The sequence below is a fragment of the Thioalkalivibrio sp. AKL19 genome (genome assembly GCF_000420165.1).
Taxonomy (GTDB): Bacteria; Pseudomonadota; Gammaproteobacteria; order Ectothiorhodospirales; family Ectothiorhodospiraceae; genus Thioalkalivibrio.
Genome location: NZ_ATUK01000011.1, coordinates 201643 through 222952, shown reverse-complemented (window position 1 = coordinate 222952; position 21310 = coordinate 201643). Strand labels below are relative to the sequence as shown.

16 protein-coding genes and 1 pseudogene are annotated in these 21310 nt (G+C 64.2%); 9 read left to right on the top strand and 8 right to left on the bottom strand.

Annotated features, from left to right (window positions below):
* Nucleotides 1-183 precede the first annotated feature (183 nt).
* The gene (locus F817_RS0106040) at nucleotides 184-1473 is read right to left on the bottom strand and encodes a nucleotide sugar dehydrogenase (RefSeq protein ID WP_024326803.1); all 1290 of its coding nucleotides are present in this window, start codon (nucleotides 1471-1473) and stop codon (nucleotides 184-186) included.
* 91 nt (nucleotides 1474-1564) lie between these two features.
* Complete coding sequence (locus F817_RS0106035) at nucleotides 1565-2971, bottom strand: hypothetical protein (protein ID WP_369774203.1); 1407 nt, start codon at nucleotides 2969-2971, stop codon at nucleotides 1565-1567.
* Between the two features lie 279 nt (nucleotides 2972-3250).
* Here F817_RS0106035 and wecB point away from each other — a divergent pair, with 279 nt between their 5' ends.
* Genes wecB through F817_RS0106015 form a run of 4 tightly spaced genes read left to right on the top strand, consistent with a single transcriptional unit; the run spans nucleotide 3251 to nucleotide 7528 of the window.
* The gene (gene wecB / locus F817_RS0106030; protein WP_024326801.1) at nucleotides 3251-4405 is read left to right on the top strand and encodes a non-hydrolyzing UDP-N-acetylglucosamine 2-epimerase; all 1155 of its coding nucleotides are present in this window, start codon (nucleotides 3251-3253) and stop codon (nucleotides 4403-4405) included.
* A gap of 5 nt (nucleotides 4406-4410) precedes the next feature.
* On the top strand, nucleotides 4411-5376 hold the full coding sequence (locus F817_RS0106025) for a polysaccharide deacetylase family protein (RefSeq protein WP_024326800.1): 966 nt from the start codon (nucleotides 4411-4413) through the stop codon (nucleotides 5374-5376).
* Complete coding sequence (locus F817_RS0106020) at nucleotides 5373-6368, top strand: polysaccharide deacetylase family protein (RefSeq protein WP_018650639.1); 996 nt, start codon at nucleotides 5373-5375, stop codon at nucleotides 6366-6368. The genes F817_RS0106025 and F817_RS0106020 overlap by 4 nt, the downstream gene beginning before the upstream one ends.
* 2 nt (nucleotides 6369-6370) lie before the next feature.
* Nucleotides 6371-7528: a GNAT family N-acetyltransferase gene (locus tag F817_RS0106015; RefSeq protein ID WP_024326799.1), complete on the top strand. Its 1158-nt coding sequence runs from the start codon at nucleotides 6371-6373 to the stop codon at nucleotides 7526-7528.
* Here the strand turns inward: F817_RS0106015 and F817_RS0106010 are convergent.
* Genes F817_RS0106010 through F817_RS0105995 form a run of 4 tightly spaced genes read right to left on the bottom strand, consistent with a single transcriptional unit; the run spans nucleotide 7491 to nucleotide 11989 of the window.
* Complete coding sequence (locus F817_RS0106010) at nucleotides 7491-8141, bottom strand: GNAT family N-acetyltransferase (protein WP_024326798.1); 651 nt, start codon at nucleotides 8139-8141, stop codon at nucleotides 7491-7493. The genes F817_RS0106015 and F817_RS0106010 overlap by 38 nt on opposite strands.
* 37 nt (nucleotides 8142-8178) lie before the next feature.
* Nucleotides 8179-9147, bottom strand: a complete 969-nt coding sequence (locus F817_RS0106005; RefSeq protein WP_018169288.1) for a GNAT family N-acetyltransferase — start codon at nucleotides 9145-9147, stop codon at nucleotides 8179-8181.
* Entirely contained in the window at nucleotides 9144-10379 is a 1236-nt protein-coding gene (locus tag F817_RS0106000; RefSeq protein ID WP_018175569.1) for a pyridoxal-dependent decarboxylase, exosortase A system-associated, read from the bottom strand. The genes F817_RS0106005 and F817_RS0106000 overlap by 4 nt, the downstream gene beginning before the upstream one ends.
* Nucleotides 10376-11989 (bottom strand): acyl-CoA ligase (AMP-forming), exosortase A system-associated, encoded by a 1614-nt coding sequence (locus F817_RS0105995; protein WP_042799100.1) that lies wholly within the window; start codon nucleotides 11987-11989, stop codon nucleotides 10376-10378. The genes F817_RS0106000 and F817_RS0105995 overlap by 4 nt, the downstream gene beginning before the upstream one ends.
* Before the next feature lie 205 nt (nucleotides 11990-12194).
* On the opposite strand from F817_RS0105995, the gene F817_RS0105990 reads away from it, so the two are divergent.
* Nucleotides 12195-13628 (top strand): putative O-glycosylation ligase, exosortase A system-associated, encoded by a 1434-nt coding sequence (locus tag F817_RS0105990; RefSeq protein WP_024326796.1) that lies wholly within the window; start codon nucleotides 12195-12197, stop codon nucleotides 13626-13628.
* A 22-nt stretch (nucleotides 13629-13650) separates the two neighbouring features.
* Nucleotides 13651-15477: a hypothetical protein gene (locus tag F817_RS0105985; RefSeq protein WP_024326795.1), complete on the top strand. Its 1827-nt coding sequence runs from the start codon at nucleotides 13651-13653 to the stop codon at nucleotides 15475-15477.
* 14 nt (nucleotides 15478-15491) lie between these two features.
* Here the strand turns inward: F817_RS0105985 and F817_RS0105980 are convergent, their stop codons facing one another.
* Nucleotides 15492-16502 carry a glycosyltransferase family 2 protein gene (locus F817_RS0105980; protein WP_024326794.1) on the bottom strand — a complete coding sequence of 337 codons (1011 nt, stop codon included), beginning with the start codon at nucleotides 16500-16502 and terminating at the stop codon, nucleotides 15492-15494.
* 109 nt (nucleotides 16503-16611) lie between these two features.
* Here F817_RS0105980 and F817_RS0105975 point away from each other — a divergent pair, with 109 nt between their 5' ends.
* From F817_RS0105975 to F817_RS13740, 3 genes and pseudogenes are all read left to right on the top strand, one after another.
* Nucleotides 16612-17475: a hypothetical protein gene (locus tag F817_RS0105975; RefSeq protein WP_024326793.1), complete on the top strand. Its 864-nt coding sequence runs from the start codon at nucleotides 16612-16614 to the stop codon at nucleotides 17473-17475.
* Nucleotides 17472-18671, top strand: coding sequence for a hypothetical protein (locus F817_RS14125; protein ID WP_081644465.1), 1200 nt, complete (start codon nucleotides 17472-17474; stop codon nucleotides 18669-18671). Before F817_RS0105975 ends, F817_RS14125 begins: the two co-directional genes overlap by 4 nt.
* A 257-nt stretch (nucleotides 18672-18928) precedes the next feature.
* A pseudogene (locus F817_RS13740) lies at nucleotides 18929-19883 on the top strand (IS5 family transposase).
* 211 nt (nucleotides 19884-20094) lie between these two features.
* On the opposite strand, the gene F817_RS0105965 reads toward F817_RS13740, so the two are convergent.
* Nucleotides 20095-21171 carry a phosphotransferase family protein gene (locus F817_RS0105965; protein WP_081644464.1) on the bottom strand — a complete coding sequence of 359 codons (1077 nt, stop codon included), beginning with the start codon at nucleotides 21169-21171 and terminating at the stop codon, nucleotides 20095-20097.
* Between the last annotated feature and the right edge of the window lie 139 nt (nucleotides 21172-21310).

Below are 21310 nucleotides of genomic sequence, written 5' to 3'. Positions count from 1 at the left end.
CGTCCCGCCACTGTAGCTCCGGCCGCGCCCATGAACAGCGCGGGCGTTATGCGGGCGTGGCGTTCACCATCCGTGCGCCGCGCCGGGGCCCAGGGGAACGGTGCGCGCCGCGCCAGGTCCCGAAGCTTCCCCATCAGGAACCTGGGGGGGCATCAACGCGAACGCTGATGGGCTCGGCCCCCCTTACAGGCGGAGATCCGTGGCAGTACGGGGGAATACCGATTTCACGTCGAAGATTACCGACTCGGGCCGTGCCAGTTCGCGGATGGCCTCGATCCCCATCTGCAGGAATTCGCGGTGCGGCACGGCCACGATGATTGCATCGAACTGCCCCGGTGCCGGCGTCTCGGTCACCGGCGTAATGCCGTACTCGTGCTCGGCCTCGGCCGGGTCCACCCAGGGGTCGAAGACCGTCACCTCGGCGTTGTAGCCAGCCAGGGTGGCGTGGATGTCGATCACCCGGGTGTTGCGCAGGTCCGGGCAGTTCTCCTTGAAGGTTAGCCCCATCACCAGGATCCGCGCCCCCACCGGATTGATGCCCTTGCGCACCAGGGCGCGCACCGTGTTGTCCGCGATGTGCGCGCCCATGGCATCGTTCACGCGCCGCCCGGCCAGGATCATCTCCGGGTGATGGCCCACCGCCTGTGCCTTGTGCGTCAGGTAGTAGGGATCCACGCCAATGCAGTGTCCACCCACCAGGCCCGGCCGGAAGGGCAGGAAATTCCACTTGGTCCCGGCCGCCTTCAGTACCGCCTCGGTATCCAGGCCCAGGCGCTCGAACAGCAGGGCCAGCTCGTTGATCAGCGCGATGTTCACGTCGCGCTGGGTGTTCTCGATCACCTTGGCGGCCTCGGCCACGCGGATGCTCTCGGCCTTGTGCGTCCCGGCGGTGATCACCCGCGCATACAGCCCGTCCACGAAGTCGGCCACCTCCGGGGTGGAGCCCGAGGTGACCTTCATGATGGAGGTGACCCCGTGCTCCTTGTCGCCCGGATTGATGCGCTCGGGGCTGTAGCCGGTGAAGAAGTCCCGGTTATGCACCAGCCCGGACTGCGCCTCGAGGATCGGCACGCAATCCTCCTCGGTCGCGCCCGGGTAAACGGTGGACTCAAATATCACCGTGTCGCCCGGCTTGAGGACCTGCCCCACACTGCGACTGGCCCCCAGAAGCGGGCCGAGATCGGGACGCTTGTGCAGGTCGATCGGCGTCGGGACGGTTACCACAAACACGTTGCATTCGCGCATGGTCTCGAGATCGGCGGTGTACGTCAGCTGCGGGGTCGCGGCGAGCTTCTCCGGCTCTACCTCGCGCGTGCGATCCATTCCAGCCTGCAGCTGCCGCACCCGCTCCGGGTCGATATCGAACCCGCGGGTGGGCCATTGATGGCCGAATTCCACGGCCAGTGGCAGGCCGACGTACCCCAGACCGACTACTCCGATGGTGACTTCATCCAGCTCGGGAAGCGTATGCATAAGATGTCCGTTCTCTTTGCCAATCGTAATGGAGGGCGTCGGGCCGGGTACCTCTCCGTTTTCGTGTGCGACACCGGCGCTCGCAACCGCGTCACCGGCAGGGCGCACAGCCCGGGACACGCGGTCCGATAACGTCCACTCGTCCGGGGTTGGGCCCCGGCGGCCCGGCATAGGCACCCCAGACCGCCTGCTCGCGCAAACGGCCATTGTAGTCGCGATCCGCACCCGCGACCGGGGCCGAACTCACGCTGTCAGAACGCTCGTGCAGCGCGCCCTCCCGGGGATAGAGATCCAGCGCATCCAGCCCGGCATCGGGCGCCCTCAGATACCGGGCCGCGTCCTCGCGCGACGCAGTGAAATTGTCGTTGCCCGCGATCCCCTCAGCGAGCTGCAGCGGCTCCCGGGCAAAAACGGCATTGCCGGCCACCACCTGGTCATAGGCCCGATCCGGCGCGTCCACCCGGATGCCGAACCCGGCAGCCAGGATCGTGTTGTTCACGATCCGGATCTCGCGTGGCCGGTGGTTGTGCGGCCGCACGAGTACCGCGTCGCCCGTATCGTTCAGGAACAGGTTGTCGTGCAGCTCGATATTCCCCTCGCCCTGAAACAGACGCTCGTGCGGATTCTGATAGAACAGGTTCCCCGCGATGCGATAGCGGTCCTCCGCCCCCGGCCCGGCAGGCGGGAAATGCCCCACCAGCAGGTTGGGCCGCGCCCGTCCCCCGTCGGTCGCCCGCTCCGCCTTGCTCAGCAGGTTGTACCGAATGCGGGTCTCCCGCGGCTCCGCCGGCATCCCCGGGATCCCGTCGCGGTCCGTCTGGTGCTTGATCTGGATGTTGTACCCCAGGGTGCGGTGAACGTGATTGTGCTCGATCACGCCAGCGACAAACGGGCTGGTCCCGTCCGGCTGTCCCAGATACATCCCGGTCCCCACATCGTGGATCTCGTTGTGCCGGATCACCCAGTCCCGGGCGGGCGCCCGCGTGGTGATCCCGGCGTTGCCCTGCGAATGGTCGTAATGACGGATGGTCAGGTGTTCCAGGGTCACGTGATGGACCCCATCACCGCGCGCCTCGGCGACCACCCCGGCCACGGGTTCGCCACCACCATCCAGGGTCAGGTGCCGGATCACGACATGCTCGGCGTCCACCAGGCTGATCGTGTTCGCCCCGCGGCGTCCACGCAGGATGGCGGGCTCGCCGTCGACCGGGCCACTGATCACGATGGGTTGCTCCGGCGTTCCGCGCACGCCATGCAGTCGCAGGGCCCGGGGGTAGTCGCCCGGTGCCAGCTGCAGCCAGTCGCCGGGCTCCAGCGCTGCCACTACTGCCCGGTAATCCTCCGGCCCGGCCCGCACGACATTCCAGCCCCCATCCGGCAGACCAACGCCAGGACTTCCCGGAGCCGACGAAGCGGCGGAAATGGCAGCGATCAGCCAGACGCACGCTGCAAGCGTTAGGCAAGACCCCTGATGCAATCCGCGCTCGAAACACCCCATCACCGCACCTCTGCGCCGGAATGCGGATCCACGCAGTCCCTGTCGCACCCGTCTGCAAGACCCAACGATGAGCGCCTCCCATCCGGTTGTCACGCACCAGCAAGCACTCCGGACCTAACGAGCCATTCACGAATGGCGCAGCGTGTTTCTGTCGACACGATAAAGTGATTCCACAGGTATCCGGACCGGGCCGTGAACCCGCCGAGGATGCCGAGCCGCGCCCGTTGGCGTCGTCGCGAACGGGCACGCCCATGCGCCCACAGGACGTCTCGACAGCCCATGACAAGCCATCAGCAATGCGACATCGTGTGCGTCGTTGGCGCACGGCCGAATTTCATGAAGATCGGCCCGGTGATGCGCGCGCTGGCGAACGCTGGCATCACCGCGCAGCTCGTGCATACCGGCCAGCACTACGATCCGGCGATGAACGAGCGCTTCTTCACCGATCTGAACATCCCGTACCCGGACATCAACCTGGAAGTCGGCTCCTCCTCCCACGCGATCCAGACCGCCGAAGTCATGAGCCGCTTCGAACCGGTACTGGACAGCCTGAACCCACAGGCCGTGCTGGTGGTGGGCGATGTGAACTCCACCATCGCCTGTGCCCTGGTCGCGGCCAAGAAGGGGATCGGCGTGATCCACGTCGAGGCCGGACTGCGCAGCTACGATCGTCGCATGCCGGAGGAGATCAACCGGGTCCTGACCGACCAGATCTCCGATCTTCTGTTCACCACCGAAGGGCATGCGATCGACAACCTCGCCCGCGAGGGGATCGAACACGAACGCGTCCACTTCGTCGGCAACGTGATGATCGACACCCAGCTCCACAACCTGGACCGGGCCGTGCCCTGGGACGAATCCCTGCAATCCGCGGGTATCGACCCGGCGCGCTTCGCCCCGGAGGGTGCCTACGGCGTGCTGACCCTGCACCGTCCCTCCAATGTCGACGACCCGGCGATCCTGGAACGCCTCATCGCCACTCTCGCGACCATCGCCCGCGAACTGCCCCTGGTCTTCCCGCTGCACCCCCGCACCCGCGACCGGCTGCAGGCCTCCGGGCTGGACCACCACCTGAGCGAGGCGCCCATCGCGGTCCTGCCGCCGGCCGGCTATCTGGAAATGCTGGGCCTGATGAAGGACGCACGAGTCGTGCTCACCGACTCCGGCGGCATGCAGGAAGAAACCACGGCCCTGGGCGTACCCTGCATCACCCTGCGGGAGAATACCGAACGGCCCATCACCATCGACGAGGGCACCAATGTCCTGGTCGGACACGACCCGAAGCGTCTGCAGGCCGCCTTCCGCGACGTCATGGACCATGGCGGCAAACAGGGCCGCGCCCCGCAATACTGGGATGGCCGCGCCGGCGAGCGCATTGCCTCCGTCATCGCCCAATGGCTGGGGCACGAGCCGCGCGCGCGCGCCACGGGCTGACCCGCATGCTGCTGCGCTCGCTGCTGTCCCTGATGTCGCCCGGCGGCTCCCGCGCGCGGCTGTCCATCCTGATCTACCACCGCGTCCTGCCCGCACCCGACCCGCTGTTGCCCGGCGATCCGCACGCCGATGAGTTTCGCTGGCAGATGCGCCTGCTGGCCCGCTCCATGAACCCCTTGCCACTGGACGAAGCCGTGGACCGCCTGCAGGCCGGCACCCTGCCCGCCCGCGCGGTCAGCGTGACCTTCGACGACGGCTACGCCGACAACGCCGAGGTCGCCCTGCCGATCCTGCGCGAGGCGGGCGTGCCGGCCACGTTCTTCATCGCTACCGGGTATCTCGACGGCGGGCGCATGTTCAACGATACCCTGATCGAGACCGTACGCCGCCTGCCAGCAGGACCCATCGATCTGACGCCGGAGGGGCTGGGACAGCGGCAGCTGGACACGGTCGCCGACCGGCGGGAGTTGATCCGCGAACTGATCGGCCGGTTCAAGTACCAGCCCGCGGAGCAGCGCACAGCCGGCACCGAGGCGCTTGCCCGGCGCTTCGGGCTGGAGCTGCCAGACGACCTGATGATGACCCGCGCGCAGGTCCGCGAACTGGTGGCAGCGGGCATGGGGATCGGCGGGCATACGGCCACCCACCCGATCCTCACCGAGGTGGACGCCACGACCGCGCGCGCCGAGATCCAGCGCGGCAAGGCCGATCTGGAAACGCTGCTGGACCGCCCGCTGCGCCTGTTCGCCTACCCCAACGGCCGCCCGGACCGCGACTACGCCGCCGCGCACGTGCAGATCGCGCGCGAGTGCGGCTTCGATGCCGCCGTCTCCACCGCCGCCGGCGCCGCGCGCGCGGCTTCCGATCCGTTCCAGCTCCCGCGCTTTACCCCCTGGGACCGCACGCCCCTGCGCTTCGGCCTGCGCCTGGCCCGCAACCTCGCCGGACCCCTGGAACGCCGCGCCGCATGACCACCCGTGTCCACATCACGGTCGACACCGAATTCAGCATCGGCGGGGCCTTTGCCGACCCGCAGGGCCGGCGGCCGATCGGCCCGCCGTCCGTCTACTGCGAGCGCCATGGTCGCTCGGAAGGTCTGGGCTATCTTCTGGAGACCCTGGAGCAGTACGGCATTCGCGGCACCTTCTTTGTCGAGACCCTGAACACCTGCTATTTCGGAGACGAGCTCATGGGGGGCATCGCGCGCGAGATCGCCGCGCGGGGGCATGACGTGCAACTCCACCTGCACCCCTGCTGGACGTACTTCGAACAGCCGAACTGGTCTCAACAGCTGCAGACGAATCCGCCGAACGATGACATCACCCGCCGCAGCGAGGACGAGCAGGTTCGGCTGATCCGGATGGGCCAGGACACCTTCACCCGCTGGGGCCTGCCCGCGCCCACGGTCCTGCGTACCGGCGGGCTCAAGGTCGGGCTTGGCGTCTACGCGGCGATGCGCCGCTGCGGCATGGGGATCGCCTCGAACATCGGCCTGGCGATCTACCGCCCGCGCGAGCCCGAGCTGCACTTATTCGCCGGACATCACGATATCGACGGCATACGCGAGTTCCCGGTCACCACCTACACGGACTTTTGCCTGCGGGGCGAACGCCACTACAAGACCCTCACGATCACGGGATGCTCCTGGCCGGAGACCCGGACCGTCCTGAAAAAGGCCCGCGAACAGGGCGTATCGGATGTCGTGGTCCTCACCCACCCATTCGAGTTCGTGAAGCACCGGGGCGACGCCGCCCGGTCGCCGACCCTTGATCGCGTCAATCGCCACCGCCTGAAGCGACTGTGCAAATTCGTCGCGGAACAGCCCGGTCTGGAGGCGGCCTGCATGAGCACACTCGGAAACGAGCCGGCAGCACCCCATGACGACACGCTTGATGTCCCCGCCTATCGAGCCCTGGGGCGCATCCTCGTCAACCGCCTCAACCACGCCTCGGTCGGGGTGTGAGCATGGCCCGCTCCCCCAGCGCCGCCGCGACCCACCAGAACGATCGTGCCCGCGCAGCGAACTGGGTCCTGCGCCAGGCCTCGCCGGGCGAGACCTTCACGCCCCCGGCGCCGGGCACGATGATGGAGCATGACCCGGAGTGGCTGCTCGCCATGCGGCATCCCGGCCACGGCAGCGTGCTGCTGGCCGAGCGGGACTCCCGCCAGTTACCCATCTATGTCCACGACGGGGCCCTCAGCTTCGTCCTCGGTGGCATGGCCCTGAGGCGCATCGAGATCCGCCGCCATGTACTCACCGGCAACCTGCCCGACTGGTCGCAGGATGACCTGACGGCCGTCCTCGGCGAGCTGAAAGGCCACCTGGACCGGCGCGGCGTGGTGTTCCTGATCGGCGTGGTCGAAGGCGAACCGCTTTGGCAGGCGCTGCAATCGGCCGAGCTCCGCCGTCACTACCACGTACTGCAAAGCGGCGAGACAGACACGCGGCGTCTGGCGGACCTGCCAGGCACCTTCGATGCCTATCTCGGCTCGTTGCCACGCAAGGCCCGCCAGGACATCCGCCGCAGTGAACGTCGATTCAACGAACACTTCGGCCAAAGCGCACGCCTGGATGTCTTCTCCCGACCGGAAGAGATCACGGCGTTTCTTGATACCGTCGAGCCCGTATCGGCCCGCACCTACCAAAGCCGCCTGCTCGGACTGGGGGTGAAGCGGGGGCACTGGATTGAGCGCATGCTGCAGGCCGCCGCCGAACGCGGCTACGCGCGATGTTACGGCTTGTTTGTGGACCAGAAGCTGGTCGCCTGGAGAGTCGGCTTTGTCTTTCAGGGCACCTATTTCAGCCACCACATCGGCTACGACCCGGACTGGTCCGAATGGCATCCGGGCATTGTGCTGCAAGCACGGACCCTCCAGGACCTCTGTTCGCTGTCACCGACCGTCCAGCGTGTCGACATGCTGCATGGGGACAACGCGGCGAAACGCAAACTCTCGAACCAGTCGCGCCGCGAAGGCAAGTTCTACCTGTTCCCCCGAAACGTGCGGGGGACCCTCCTCTACACCTCGCTGGGTAGCTTCAACAGGCTCTCTGACACCCTCTCTGCCCTCGCCGCACGTCTGAAATTCAAGGACCGGATCCGGAGGGTTCTGCGGCGGGTTTGAGGCGCGTGACGCCGAAGCCCCGCCGGCGGGTACCGGGGGTGGCGACAAGGCGTCCGGACGTGGTCGCGACAATGATCCCCGCCGGCCGCCAGCCTGCGCGCCGGAATGCCCGGCGAGAGGCAATGTTGGTGGAGCGGACGTGGCAGTACGCGCGCCCGTAGCCTTCCCGAAACAGCGTCTCGCAGGCATGCCGCACCAGTGCCTGGGCGTGCCCCCGCCCGCGCTCGGATTCGGGCGTGTACAGGAAGGAGACAAAGAACGCCTCGGCCGGCAGGGAGAACCGCAACGGAATCGGCGTGGAGACATCGAATGCGCCGAACTGCACGTTCAGCTGCGACACGATTCGTCCGCCCGCCTCCAGCGCATGGATGCGCCCGCCCTCGCGCAACAGGCGCCGCGGTGAGCGGCCGGTGTGTCCCGCGATCGACCGGGCCTGATCCTCGGGCAGACCGTCGAACCCCGCCACATCACGAAACTGGTGGTAGCACACTTCCGGTGCCCCCCCGTGCGGACTCCCGCCGTCCGTGGCGGCCGCGCGCAGTTCGTAGAGCCAGTGGACCTGGAGACCGGTCAGTCGCTTGAGCAGCCACAGGGCGGATGCCTCGAACGTCATCGGTGACAGGCGCAGTCGGCGCACGAGCGATCGCCCCTCAGCCTGCCGCGGCCGCCCGGGCACGACGCTTGGCCCGGCCCTTGAGCTGCAAGCGGCTCAGGACATCACTGGCCAGACGCGAAAGGTCCGTGACCGCCAGATACGAGTACACCAGGGCGCGGTTACGCCAGGACGGGCGCAACAGGTACACGTCGGCGCAATAGCGGGAGTCCTTCCCGAACAGCGACTTGTGCGCGCCTTCCCCCGGGCTGAAATCGAACAGGGCAAATCGCTCCTCGTGGAACAGCGCCTCCAGCACCAGCCACTGCAGGACCGTGCCGGGGGACAGGTCGGCATGCTCCTGCAAGTAGCCGAGGAATGCGTAACGCAGAATCCCGTCGTCGATCGGACAGTACAGATAGGCAATGGGCTGCCCCTGCAGAAACAGCAGGTACCCGCGCACCCGCCCCTCGCGAGCACGTTCCACCAGTTGCTCGACGAACGCCTTGCCCCCGGGCAGACCGGCATCCAGCAAGCGCTCCTGATAGGTCCGGGCCGACACCTCGCGGGCGAGTTGATGAAACTCCTGGATCCCCTCCGGCGTGTCGTATTGACGCCAGTCGACCGCGCCGCCGGAGGCCTCCGCCAGCTTGCGCACCTTGCGGCGCATGCTCGCGCGCGTCTTCGCGCTGAACCGTCCCTGATAGGCGTCCCACCCGGTGGTCAAATCGATGAAATGGCGCTGGTATTGGCGTGGCACGAAGCGCAATCGCCCCCGAAACCGCGAGACGCGGGGCAGGGGCGCCTCCACCGGCATGGAGCGGATCAGGCAGTCCTCGTCCGGTGCGGCCGTCAGGATCTCTTCGGCATGCTCGGCACGAATCCGGGTAAACGGAAGCTGCAGCACCTGCATCGTGCGCACCGGCTCCGCCAGGGTGCGATACCCGAAGCGGAAAGGCAGATACACCGTCTGGCGCGCCAGCGGCAGGGCCGGGCTTTCCGGGGGCACGGCAACGGCGCCGTTCACACCAGGATCTCCACGGGTTCTGGATGACTGAGGAAGCGCGTGGGGCTCGCGGTGTAGCCGTAAGCACCCGACTGGAAGACCACGATCAGGTCGCCCACGTCGGCGCGTGCCAGTTCCATCTGCTGGGCCAGCACATCCAGCGGCGTGCACAAAGGGCCCACCACGTTCACGACCTCGCGCTCGGTACCGCGCACGCGATTGCCCACCACCACCGGATAGTTCTTGCGGATCACCTGGCCAAAGTTGCCGGAAGCGGCCAGGTGGTGATGCAGGCCGCCATTGGTGACCAGGAACACCTGGCCGCGCGACTCCTTGCGGTCCAGGACCTCGGCCACATAAATGCCGGCCTCGCCCACCAGGTAGCGCCCCAGTTCGAGAATGATCTCTGCATCCGGGAGCACATCCCGCACCGCAGGCAGACGGCCTTCCAGGTGCTCCGCGACCGGCCCGAGATCCAGCGGTTGATCGCCCGGGAAATAGGGGATACCGAAGCCGCCGCCGATGTTCAGCATCTCGACCGGCCCCGGGGCGGACTCGGCCAAACGCAGGGCAAGCTCGAACGTCTGCCCCTGCGCCTCGACCAAGGTCTCTGGTCGCAGGTTCTGCGAGCCGGAGAAGATATGGAAACCGCGAAAATGCAGCCCGAGTTCGCCAATGCGGGCCAGCAGGTCGGGGACCCGTTCGGCATCGATCCCGAAGGCCTTGGGGCCGCCACTCATGCGCATGCCGGAGCTCTTCAGCTCGAAATCGGGATTCACCCGGACCGCGACACGGGCCTGATAGCCGGTACGCGCGGCAATCGCGCCGACCCGCTCGAGTTCGGTGGGAGATTCCAGGTTGATGGTGATCCCGGCCGCGACGGCGGCCTCCAGCTCCGGCACCGACTTGCCCGGTCCGGCAAAGCTGATGTCATCCGGACGGGTCCCGGTATCGAGCGCCACCTGCATCTCGCGCTGCGAGGCCACATCGAGCCCGTCCACCTGCCCGGCCATGTGTTGTACGACCGCCGGCATCGGGTTGGCCTTGATCGCGTAATGCAGCGAGAGGCCATCCGGCAGGCTGCGACGCAGCAGCGCGACCCGGCGGGTCATTGCGTCCCGGTCATAGGCATAAAAGGGAGTCTGTCCGATACGCGCGGCCAGATCTACGAGCGACTGCCCTCCAAGCTGGAGGCAGTCGTCCACCACGCTGAACTGGTCCATCGGGCAGTGGTCGGGGCGGGTATCGTTCACGCCGGCACCCCTTCCCGGAACAGGTCGCCAAACTCGCTGGCAAGCGCCTTGCGGTCGATCTTTCCGTTGGCGTTGCGCGGCAGCGGCTCGGTGCATAAACCGACATGCGCCGGCAGCATGAAGCCCGGCAAATGGGGGCGCAGCGCGTCGACCAGGTCATCCGCCCGCAGCCCCGGGGCCTGCGGCAGGGCCACAAGCACGATCGCTTGCCCCAGGCCCGGGTGTTCCACCCCCAGCGCGGCGGCCTCCGCCACCAGCCCTGTGGCATAGACCGCTTCTTCCACCTCGTTGGGGCTCACGCGGTACCCGGAAGTCTTGATCATCTCGTCACGGCGCCCGACGAAATAGAGGAACCCATCCGCATCCATGCGTACCGTATCGCCGGACCACACCGCCATCTCGGTCAGGGGCGCACCGGGCGGTTGGCCCGGCGCGGGGCGGAAACGCTCCGCCGTGCGTTCCGGATCGTTCCAGTACCCCATGGCGACCAGCGCACCGCGATGCACCAGCTCGCCCGGCTCGCCGGGGGCGCAGGGGCTGCCGTCCTCGCGGACCACCTGGATCTCCGCATTGGGGATCGCCCGGCCCATGGAGCCGGGACGCTTGTCCAGCTCGGCCGGTGGGAGATAGGTAGAGCGAAATGCCTCGGTCAATCCGTACATCAGGTAGCAATCGGTGCGAGGAAGTTGTTCACGCAGGGCCGCGAGTGTCTCCTTCGGCATCGCACCGCCGGAGTTGGTGATATAGCGCAGGGAGGCGCGTGCCGCTTCCGGCCATTCCAGGCGGGCGAGCTGGATCCACAGAGGCGGGACGGCCGCAAGGCCGGTGATGCCGTCGCGCTCCACGGCCCGGATCACGTCGCGCGGCAGCAGGTAATTCAGCAACACGGCCTCGGCCCCGATCCGGAAGGCGGTGGTCAGCTGGCTCAGGCCATAGTCAAAACTGAAGGGGAGCACCGCGAGGATGCGATCCTCCGGCCGGTTGTCCAGGTAGGTCGACACGCTCTGTGCGCCCGCGACCATGTTGCGGTGCGAAAGCACAACCCCCTTGGGGCGTCCGGTACTCCCCGAGGTGTAAAGGATCGCGGCCATGTCGGTATCGATCACCCGGTGCCCGCTCAATCCATCGCGATCCGGCTCGGCATCCCAGGCGTCCACTCGCACATGCCCGCCCCCGGCATCGCCCGAGTCCTGACCCGAGTCCTGGCTCGACTCCTGCCCCACCACCAGCACCGTGTGCAGGTCGGGGCACCCGGCGAGTGCCGCACGCAGTGCCGCCAGGCGGTCCGCGGAGGTCACCAGGATGCGCACATTGCAGTCGCGCAGGATGTGCGCCACCTGTTCCGCCTTGAGTAGCGGGTTAACCGGAACGAAGACACCGCCGGCGCGAGCCGCACCGAACAGGGCGTGCACCGTCTCCGGCCGCTTGTCGAGGTAGACCGCCACCCGTTCCTGACGCTCCAGGCCGCGCCCCATAAGGCGCGCCGCGGCGCGCCCGATACTGGCCGCCAGCGTCGCATAGTCCTCGACGGCACCCCGATGGCGCAGGGCCGGCACGGCCGCCGAGCGCTCGGCTTGCATCAATACGGAATCGTGCAGGAGAAAGGACATTCGGCGCCAAGGGATCTCGGAGACTGACGGGTCGATCATACCCCACGCACTTTGCACCGCTGGCCGCGACCCGGCCGCAGCGTTAGTAGTCCGTTCGTCGGCCCGGCCTTAAATGCCTCTCGCCGCGTGTAACATCCGAAAAGACGCGCCATGAGCCATCCCTTTTCCGTCCGTCCCGGCCATAGCGGCGCGAGGTTCGAACTGCATGCGTGATTACCTGCTCGCCCTGATCGTCGTCGTGCTCGTGCCCCTGATCGTGCGCTACGCGTGGATCGGCATCCTGGCCTGGTTCTGGGTCGGGCTCTTTGCGCCCCAGTGGCATGCGTGGACCTTCATGCGCGGGGCCCCCCTCGCCACCTACCTTGGCGGGGCGACCCTGGTCGCACTGTTCCTGGCAAAGGATCGCAAGCCGTTTCCGTTCACCCGCGAGACGGTGATGCTGTTCGCGCTGGCGGCGTATTTCGCGATGACCAGCCACTTCGCGGTGAATTCCAGTGGCGCCTGGGACTTCTGGATCCACTTCATGAAGATCCTGCTGATCACCTTCATCACCCCCCTGCTGATCTACGGCGAGCGCCGCATTGTCTGGCTGCTGCTGGTGATCACCGCCTCGCTCGCCTTCTACGGATTCAAGGGCGGCATCTTCGCCATCCAGACGGGCGGGGCTCACATGGTCCTTGGGCCCGTTGGCTCCTACCTTTCCGGCAATACCTACATCGGCCTGGCCATGCTCATGGTGCTGCCACTCATCCTGGCAAGCGCGCGCATGTTCCATCACCAGTGGGTCGACCTGGGATTCGACCTGCTCCGTCGATTCTCGCGCCCCATTAGCTGGTTCCTGTACGGCGTCTTCTGGCTCACCGCAATCGCGATCCTCGCCACCCACTCGCGCGGGGCGTTTGTCGGCCTGCTCGCGATCGTGCCCCTGCTCTTCTGGCACATGCAGAAAAAATGGCTGATGGTCGGCGTCGGCTTTTTCCTGATAGCGGTGGTCGGCGTCACTGCACCGGAGCCACTGGTCGAGCGCTGGCAGACGATCGAGACCTACGAGGAAGACACATCCGCCATGCAACGCATCCAGTCCTGGGGCGTGGCCTGGAACATGGCGCTGGAACGACCGCTCACTGGCATGGGCTTCCGCAACACAGCGCTAGGTTATGAGTGGTGGATTAGTTATGCCAATTTCGAGGGTGGCTGGCGCCACGTACTGTCCCCCCACAGCGTGTACTTCGGGATACTGGGGCAGCACGGATTCGGCGGCCTGGCCGTATTCCTGCTACTGATCGCCTTCACGTTTCAGACCTTCAATCGGATCCGGCGATCGGCGCGCCAACAAACGGGAGAAGTCTGGCTTTCGGAATACGCATGGGCCCTGCAGATTGGGCTCGTGGGCTATCTGATATCCGGCATCTTCCTGGATGTCGCCTACTTCAACCTGCTATATGCCTTTGTCGCCCTGGCCGTCATCATGCGCAGGGAACTGGAACAGGCCCCACAAGCGGCCACGGCCCCGGCAGCCAGTCGGCCCATGGAGCCGGAACCAGCCTCGGGTCCGGATCCCGAACCCAACCCAGTCCGCGCAGACAAGGACACGGTGATGTCCGGCACCCTGATGGGGCCGTCATCGTCCAGGGGCTGACTCGATTGCGGATGCAGACCTGATGGGGGCCATACCGATCATCCCTCCCTCCAACCCGGTAGTACCCGGGTTGGACCTTTGTCTCGACACGCTCGCCGCTGCATTACGCACACACATCCGGCCCGGCTGTGGCTTGCACGATCCAGTCGATGAAGCCCCCACACCCGCAGATCACTACGGCCAAACCGGTGCCGCTCTCGCGCTTGCAATCCTGGATGGGCCCGACTCGCGGATGTGGCGGCACCCCCTGGAGGCATGGGAGACCCTGCCCGCGCAACAGACCGGGCACGCCCCGTTCAACCGCTTCCTGCTGAACCTGCTCGCGGAGCACCTCGAGCGATCCGGGGCACCGGCAAGCGAAGTGGCGCACAGCCGGGCATTGGCTCAAGGCTGCAAGTTGGCGCGCCGTTATCCATCCAACAATTGGACCTTGCTGGCCCGGCTGTGCGAACTGCAGGAGGCCAACGGCAAGGCCGAACCCCGGGCGCATGCGCGCCTGCGCGGACTCGTTGACCGCTGGACAACCCCTTCAGGCGCCTTCGTTGATTACCCGGCCCGCCCCGGCACACCGGCACGCGGGGCCACACCCGCGGCCTATCATCACAAAGCGTTATTCGTGGCGGTCATGGCCGCGGAGCTTGGCGAACCGGAAGCATGGCGGCCCACCATCGAGCGCCTGCTGCGATGGAGCCTCTACGTGTGGGACGGCCACGGCCATGCTGGCGGCCTCGGCCGGAGCAGCCATGCGCTCTTTGGAGATGCCTGTCTGGTAGCGAGCCTGCTACTGCTCGGGGCCGCAACTGACGCACACCAGGACACCGCATCCGGACGGATGTTGAGCGGCCTTCTTGGGCGCTGGTCCGACCAGATTCGACCCGATGGCTTCCTGGCACTGAACCCCGCCGATACCGCCATTTCGGGCACAGGCTGGGACCCCTACATGCATCTGTCGGTCTACAACGCCTGGGCCGCGGCCATAGTCGCATGGGCGCGCTGTCGCACGAACCGCCCTGATCGCAAGCATGCCGTCCACCTCGATGCGCTCGAGGCCGCACAGCCAGCCCACATCGGGACCGAGCTTCTCCGGGCCGGGACACCGTCTGCCACCCTTGCCCTGGTCGCTACGCACGGGCAGCCTCCACAGGCCTTCAGCCGCGACACCGTGGAGCTGCGCTATGCCGGTGGCGTGCCATTGCACGTGACCTGGCAAGGGAACGTGCTTTGTCCCGCGCCTGCCCGAATACCCGCAAAAGCCCTGCTGCACGCTCCCGCCCTGGCGGGCTGGACGCCCGTGTTCCTGATCGACGACCGCCTGTTCGGACTCACGGACTTCGAACAGTGTGAAAGCGAGGCTTCGGAAGAACGCTTGCGAGTAACGCTCTCGGGACACCCGCGCCCTTTGCTTCGCCTTGCCGACACAAGCCTACCGGCGCGAACCCTGGCAGCACTCGACTGGCGGTTGCTGGATGGCGCATTAGGCCGGCGCGCCGCCCTGCGGAGAGCAACATACCGGGACGTCGTCGGCACTGTCACCCTGATCATTTCCCTGAAGAAGCCTTGCATCGTGCAACGGCTGAACCTCGAATACGGCGGTCGGCAGGGTCTCACCCTCCTGAACCCAGGCGGACACGCTGTCACCGACACGCGACGGGTGAATCGCGGGTTCAGACAAGCCGTAAACGGAGCCCAGCACGATTACTCATCTGGCGACTGGCACGAGACGCCCTTGCCCTCCGCCATTGCCGGTGGCATGGCGTTTTGCCAGAGCCCCGAAAGCATCCTGAGAGGCACTTACATGTCCGAACTGACACTCGAATGGCCCAGTCGGCACCGGGACGCGCCATGCTAGCCGCCCAACATCGCTTACGCCGTTGGCCGTCCACCCTTTTGTCCAAGGCGTCCGAGGGCCAGGCCCAGGATGTTCGGCAAGAACAGGACCGCCCCCAGCGGATCTCGACGCAGCGTCGCCCTCACCAAAGACCAGTCCAGGGGTTTACGGTGCCTCAGCTGGTGCAAGACGGCCGCGACGAAAGAACGCCGCGAGTCCGCCAGCTGTCCCCGCACAAATGCCCGCTGCTTCTCATCCAGCCGAATCTCTTCAAGAACCATGCGGGAGAGCGCAATGTAGTTGGATGTCAGGCGAAGATAGCCTTCCGTCTTCCAGCCCGACTTGTCGAAGACATTCACGCCCTCGCCTTCGTCGGCATAAATACGGGGCGAAAATGCTACGCGTCGCAGCGATTGCCCCAGTTGCAGCTTGAAGAACCGATCCTCGCCCTGCATCAGACCCTCTGGAAACCGGTTCCTGGAAAAACGATCCAGTCGATATGCCATGGCATTCGCACTAATGATGCTGCTTCGACGTACCAGGAGATCGAAAAAGTCGCCAGAAAACTCGTAAAGCTCATGCTCCGCATCGATCAGTGGATGGTCCTCCGGGTGAATATTGTCTTCCCGGGAATCCGCCCATTGGAAACGCGTTCTGGAAATCCCTGTTCGTTGCGTATCGCCAATAAACAGGTCGAAGCCCCGGCCGAGCGCGCGAACCGCATCTCCCAGAAACGGCCCAATCCACTGATCATCCGAATCGAGAAATGCCACAAACGGTGTGTCGCGAGGCACATGATCCAGACCGGTGTTTCTTGCCGCACCCGGTCCGCCATTTTCCTTTCGGACGATCACGATCTCTCCATCATCCAGGAGGTCCCCGATCTCTTGGTCAGCCGGCAAGGGCGAACCATCGTCAACCACAATCACGCATATCGAAAGTCCAGCCCGCCAATCGAGCACCGATTGGACACAACGGCGCAAAAGACCGCGCTCTCGCTGAAAGTACGGGATAACCACAGCGACCTTCAAAGGATTCTCGGACAAGGCGACTACTCCATCATGGGGATCAAGCGGCTAGCACGTCGCGCTCACCGCCATTTCATGCAAACCCAACATCCGGGAGGCATTCCACCGGATTGTGCTGGAGCCAGAGATGTATCTCTACAGCTATCGTAAACACCCCAACTTTGGGGACGCTCTTAACGACTACCTCTGGCCACGCTTCATCGATACGCCACTGGAGACTGAGCCGGGATCCGACGAGGTGTTTGTCGGCATTGGCACCTTGCTCAACGAACGCCTGCCCACCTCGGGCACTCTCCACATCTTCGGCAGCGGCCTCGGTTATGGAACGGTCCCTGCAGAAGCCATCGCGCGCTGGACGGTCCACTTCGTACGGGGTCCCTTGACCGCCGCCTCCCTGAACCTGGACCCGAAACTCGCCATCTCTGATCCCGGCATCCTCCTCCACCGCACCGAAGACCTCAACCGCAAAAAGGATATCGACTGCGCCTTCATGCCGCATCACGCCCTTTTCTCCAAACGAATGAGCCAGCTTTGCGAGCAGGCCGGCGTTCATTTCATTCACCCGGAAGCCCCTTGCGACAGCGTAATCGATCAGATCGGACGATCCCGCAAGCTCATCTGCTCCGCCATGCACGGCGCGATCACCGCCGACGCACTTCGCGTACCGTGGCTTCCCGTGATTACAAACCGACAAATGTTACTGAGCAAGTGGTACGACTGGTCCGCCAGTATTCAGACTGACATCCGCTTCCACAAGCTGCCAACGATATGGTCTCACGCCCACCGGTCACCCCATGGCTGGCTGCTTGCACGCATTAAGGCTTATACCTTCTCTCGAAAGCTGCAACAGCTCTCGCAGAAAGGGTCTTTCCAACTCAGTAGCGAAGGCATTCTTCAGGACCGTGTTAGACGCATAGAAAAAAAGATCGACGAATTCAACTCCAGATCACATAGCGAAACCGGAAACCACCACTACGGAACAGTTTCATGACCATCCACGTCGCCCAAATGGAAAAACGCGAAGAAGATGGCTGGGCCGTTTTCGAAACCACGGTTCACCATCCACGACTGCCCGGCACCCTATATTTCCGCACGCTCCACCGTTACGCCGAAATGATATCCGAAGCATCGGACGCAGCCGCGCTCGCCCTTATCATCCCCGCCATGGCCTTAGGCGAAGATATCCATCTCTCCACCACCGTATCCGAAAAGCTTCTCCGAAACCTTAACGGCCCAATTCAAACGATCCTTCTGGCTATTGCGCCCTACCTCACACAGGTTAAGGTCAAAGCAACCCCCGCGCCACGTCCTCCGCACCATGGAGACGGGCTAGTTGCGACAGGCTTTTCCGCTGGGGTGGACTCCTTCTGCACTCTGACGCAATACCATCCTGACAATGCGCCGCAGGGGTTTGGGCTCTCCTTTTTGACCTACCACAATGTAGGGTCGCAAAAACGATCCAATACGAATGAGTTCATCGAGCGATATGAAAACCTAAAACAAAAAGCATCCCAGGAGGGGTTCGAACTGGTTCCGATTGACTCAAATATGGACGACTTCTTCCACGTATCGAAAGAAATTGACTTTGTACAGACGCATTCGGTAAGGAACAGCGCGACAGCACTTCTCTTTCAGGAGAGAACGTCCCGATTCTTGTACTCTTCAGCCTATCCGTATGCGAGTACATTTGTTGGACAAACGGGCTCGATCGCGCACACAGACCCTGTCTTGCTGCCCATCCTAGGAACTGAATCCATCGAGATACTTCCCGTGGGTGGCGAGCTCAACCGGGTTCAGAAGACAGTGGCAATCGGAGAGAACCGAACCGCGCGAAAGGGCTTGGACGTATGCGTAACCAATGAAAAGGGGGAGAACTGCTCGCGCTGTGAGAAATGCCTCAGGACACTCCTTTGCCTGGAAATAATAGGAACCCTGGACAAATTCACCGAAGCCTTCAATCTCGACATCTATAACAAGCACCGAATTCGATATATTGCTGAAACCACTCGAGGACGAAGAACATACGATAAAGAATTACAGGAGGCGATGAAGCTGTACCGATTCCGCGCCCCCTTGAAGGCGCGAATCGCAGCCAGCGCCAGAACTCCAGAGCTACGATACAAGATTCGTCAATTACGGAAGCTGTATCGGAACACGATACGGTCTGCCTGGGGCGAACGGGGGTAGCCAGGCGTCATGAATTCGTTCCTCAGGAATTACCGTGGGACAAGGGCGCACGGGTCATATAGTACTTGAACCATACTCCTGCGACTGGAACCGATCCCCACACCACCGCGCAAGAGTCAACATGCAAGAACCAGTTAGCTCGCTATCAGCTGCGCACACGAGCACGTAGGGAAACATTGATTTATGCCGCCGCCGCTCCCGCCCGACGAACGGGTTTGGGATAATGGCGCCAGGCGTTCTGCCCGAGGTGACGACCGATGCCCCAGCGCAGCCGTTCCGATCTTGAGTATTCCGCCAAGCGCAAGCAGACGCGGTGGGACCGGTTTCTATGCGATCACGCCTTGGGCGGCGGTGGTGGAGGCGATCGAACCGCACTACCCGAAGGGGAAGCGGGGCCGTCCGCCGATGGGTCTGGAACGGTTGCTGCGGATGTATGTGGCGGATCAGTGCTTCAGCCTGTCGGACGGAAGGATCGAAGATTCGGTCTATGACAGTCGGGCGATCCGGAGCTTTGTCGGGATCGACCTGAGCCGCGAAGACGCCCCGGATGCTACGACCCTGCTGCAGTTCCGCCGGCTTCTGGAGCAGCACAACCTGACCCAGGTAATCTTCGACCGGATCAACGCCCATCTGCAGCAGCGGGGACTGATGCTGCGCGAGGGCACGGTGGTGGATGCCACCCTGATCGCGGCCTCGCCCTCGACCAAGAACGAGAAGAAGGCCCGCGATCCGGAGATGCACCAAGCGAAGAAGGGCAACCAGTGGTACTTCGGGATGAAGGCGCATATCGGGGCCGATGTCGTCACCGGCCTGGTTCACACCGTGAAGGGCACGGCGGCGAACGTCTCCGATGTATCGCAGGTGCCGGAACTGCTCCACGGCGAGGAAGCCAGCCTGCATGGCGATGCCGGTTACATCGGTGCGGAGAAACGCCTGAACGGGCATCGTCCGGAGACGCACATCGCGCGCAAGCGCGGCACGGTACGCGCAATGCAAGACGGCCCGGAACGCGATCAGGTGCGGGCCGATGAACGACAGAAGGCCCAGTTGCGTTCGATCGTGGAGCATCCGTTCCATGTGCTGAAGAACCTGTTCGGGTATCGCAAGGTGCGTTACCGGGGCCTCAAGAAGAACACCGCGCAGCTGCACAGCCTGTTCGCCCTGGCGAACCTGTACCGTGCGCGACGATGGGGACTCCTGCCGCAGGGGTAGTGTGTCCGCAGGACCGGAAATCGCCCCTGTAACCGCCAAAAACGGCGGTTACAGGGGCCCAGGCCGGCCGTAATGGCCCCAGTGCCCTTCCAAAACGCTTCGGCGGGGCACCGAGCCGGATGCAGGCCCATTGATCAGTGTTTCCTTAGACGCCCTGAGCGCCAGACTCGTTAAACATGGCGTGGGCTGACAGATGTGCATATACCCAACACTATATGGACTTCAGCTCCTCAAGCAGCTTGCGAGCATGCCGAAGCCGGATAAAACGGCGTGGCATGCTCATGCCATTAATATTGCTGCAACTTACAATTCTGGATGCATTTAACGAGAACCGGACGATCTTGTGGCCGGGGCTTGCCGACCAGAACTCCCCAGGGCTTCGGGAAAATCCATAGCCATCGAGAAAGGCCTGAATGATCACGTTCGGTGTCGCTTTCGGAACAAGCTTATTTTTAAACAGGGTCTCTGTCTGGAAGATAAAGTAGCCAGGATCAAAAAGCGGGGATCCGTACGTACTGCTGGAGAAATCGATACCGGTTATTTTGTCCGGCGATGCGAGCAGGTTACCTGCAAAGAAATCGGCATGAACTGCACAAAATGGTGCTTCTCCGCTGGACTGCGCAGAGAGCCGGGCAAGCTGACCCTTGAATCCATCGAGCTCCTCGCGGGAAAAAACCAGAGTGCCGGCCGCCTGAGCCTCGGTCAATCGGCCGGAAGCCTGGTCAACCATAGAGTCAAGGTTCTTCTGGTAGGGCGGTTCTGCCTCTGTCCCCTGAGCGGGGCAGAAACCCTGAGTCAGGCTTTGAAATTCTAGTAGCCATTTCCCGCAGCGATGGGACACATCTGCGAGTTGATCGATGTTTCGCGGTCCCCAGGTCATTCTGGGAATAGCCTCAAGCAGGTTCTGAACGCGCTCACCGGGGGCGTGCCGGGTAACCATCACACCGGCATCCGGAATCGTGAGGAGCATCTCCGGCACACCGAAGGCACGGCTCGCACGTTCGTGCCTGAAGAGAAATTCGGTCAGATCAGCGTCTCTGAGGGTCTGGCTTGCTTTCCGGGAATCGACGCCGTCCGGGCCATGGAGGATCTTGATCCAGGCAAGCAGTGAATCCGTTTCAAGGTCGATCCGCACCTGGTACACGGACGAACTTTGACGGACGGTCGACCGGACACAATCGCAAGCGCGGATCTTTTGATTTAAGCGCTCCTCCAGACGGCAACGGATGCGATCCAGAAGGTGCGCATCCGGCCCGGCAGGGCCACAGCTGAAAGGTGTGGGTTTCATGGGCAAACGCAGCGAGCAAGCACTTTTGGATTGGTGCCGATGGACAGGGCACGACGGCGAACCGCGTGGGGCTGGACTATTACCTGTTCTGCACCTGATGTCATTTGGCGGTATTTCCTTCTCTGCATTGAGATTCCAA

What these genes read in the sequence shown, in the direction of transcription:
- F817_RS0105990 (WP_024326796.1), top strand. Translation starts at nt 12,195, where the DNA reads ATGCGTGATTACCTGCTCGCCCTGATCGTCGTCGTGCTCGTGCCCCTG.
- F817_RS0106040 (WP_024326803.1), bottom strand. Translation starts at nt 1,473, where the DNA reads ATGCATACGCTTCCCGAGCTGGATGAAGTCACCATCGGAGTAGTCGGT.
- wecB (WP_024326801.1), top strand. Translation starts at nt 3,251, where the DNA reads ATGACAAGCCATCAGCAATGCGACATCGTGTGCGTCGTTGGCGCACGG.
- F817_RS0105965 (WP_081644464.1), bottom strand. Translation starts at nt 21,171, where the DNA reads ATGAAACCCACACCTTTCAGCTGTGGCCCTGCCGGGCCGGATGCGCAC.
- F817_RS0106020 (WP_018650639.1), top strand. Translation starts at nt 5,373, where the DNA reads ATGACCACCCGTGTCCACATCACGGTCGACACCGAATTCAGCATCGGC.
- F817_RS0105975 (WP_024326793.1), top strand. Translation starts at nt 16,612, where the DNA reads ATGTATCTCTACAGCTATCGTAAACACCCCAACTTTGGGGACGCTCTT.
- F817_RS0106015 (WP_024326799.1), top strand. Translation starts at nt 6,371, where the DNA reads ATGGCCCGCTCCCCCAGCGCCGCCGCGACCCACCAGAACGATCGTGCC.
- F817_RS0105995 (WP_042799100.1), bottom strand. Translation starts at nt 11,989, where the DNA reads ATGTCCTTTCTCCTGCACGATTCCGTATTGATGCAAGCCGAGCGCTCG.
- F817_RS0106035 (WP_369774203.1), bottom strand. Translation starts at nt 2,971, where the DNA reads ATGGGGTGTTTCGAGCGCGGATTGCATCAGGGGTCTTGCCTAACGCTT.
- F817_RS14125 (WP_081644465.1), top strand. Translation starts at nt 17,472, where the DNA reads ATGACCATCCACGTCGCCCAAATGGAAAAACGCGAAGAAGATGGCTGG.
- F817_RS0106010 (WP_024326798.1), bottom strand. Translation starts at nt 8,141, where the DNA reads ATGACGTTCGAGGCATCCGCCCTGTGGCTGCTCAAGCGACTGACCGGT.
- F817_RS0105985 (WP_024326795.1), top strand. Translation starts at nt 13,651, where the DNA reads ATGGGGGCCATACCGATCATCCCTCCCTCCAACCCGGTAGTACCCGGG.
- F817_RS0106025 (WP_024326800.1), top strand. Translation starts at nt 4,411, where the DNA reads ATGCTGCTGCGCTCGCTGCTGTCCCTGATGTCGCCCGGCGGCTCCCGC.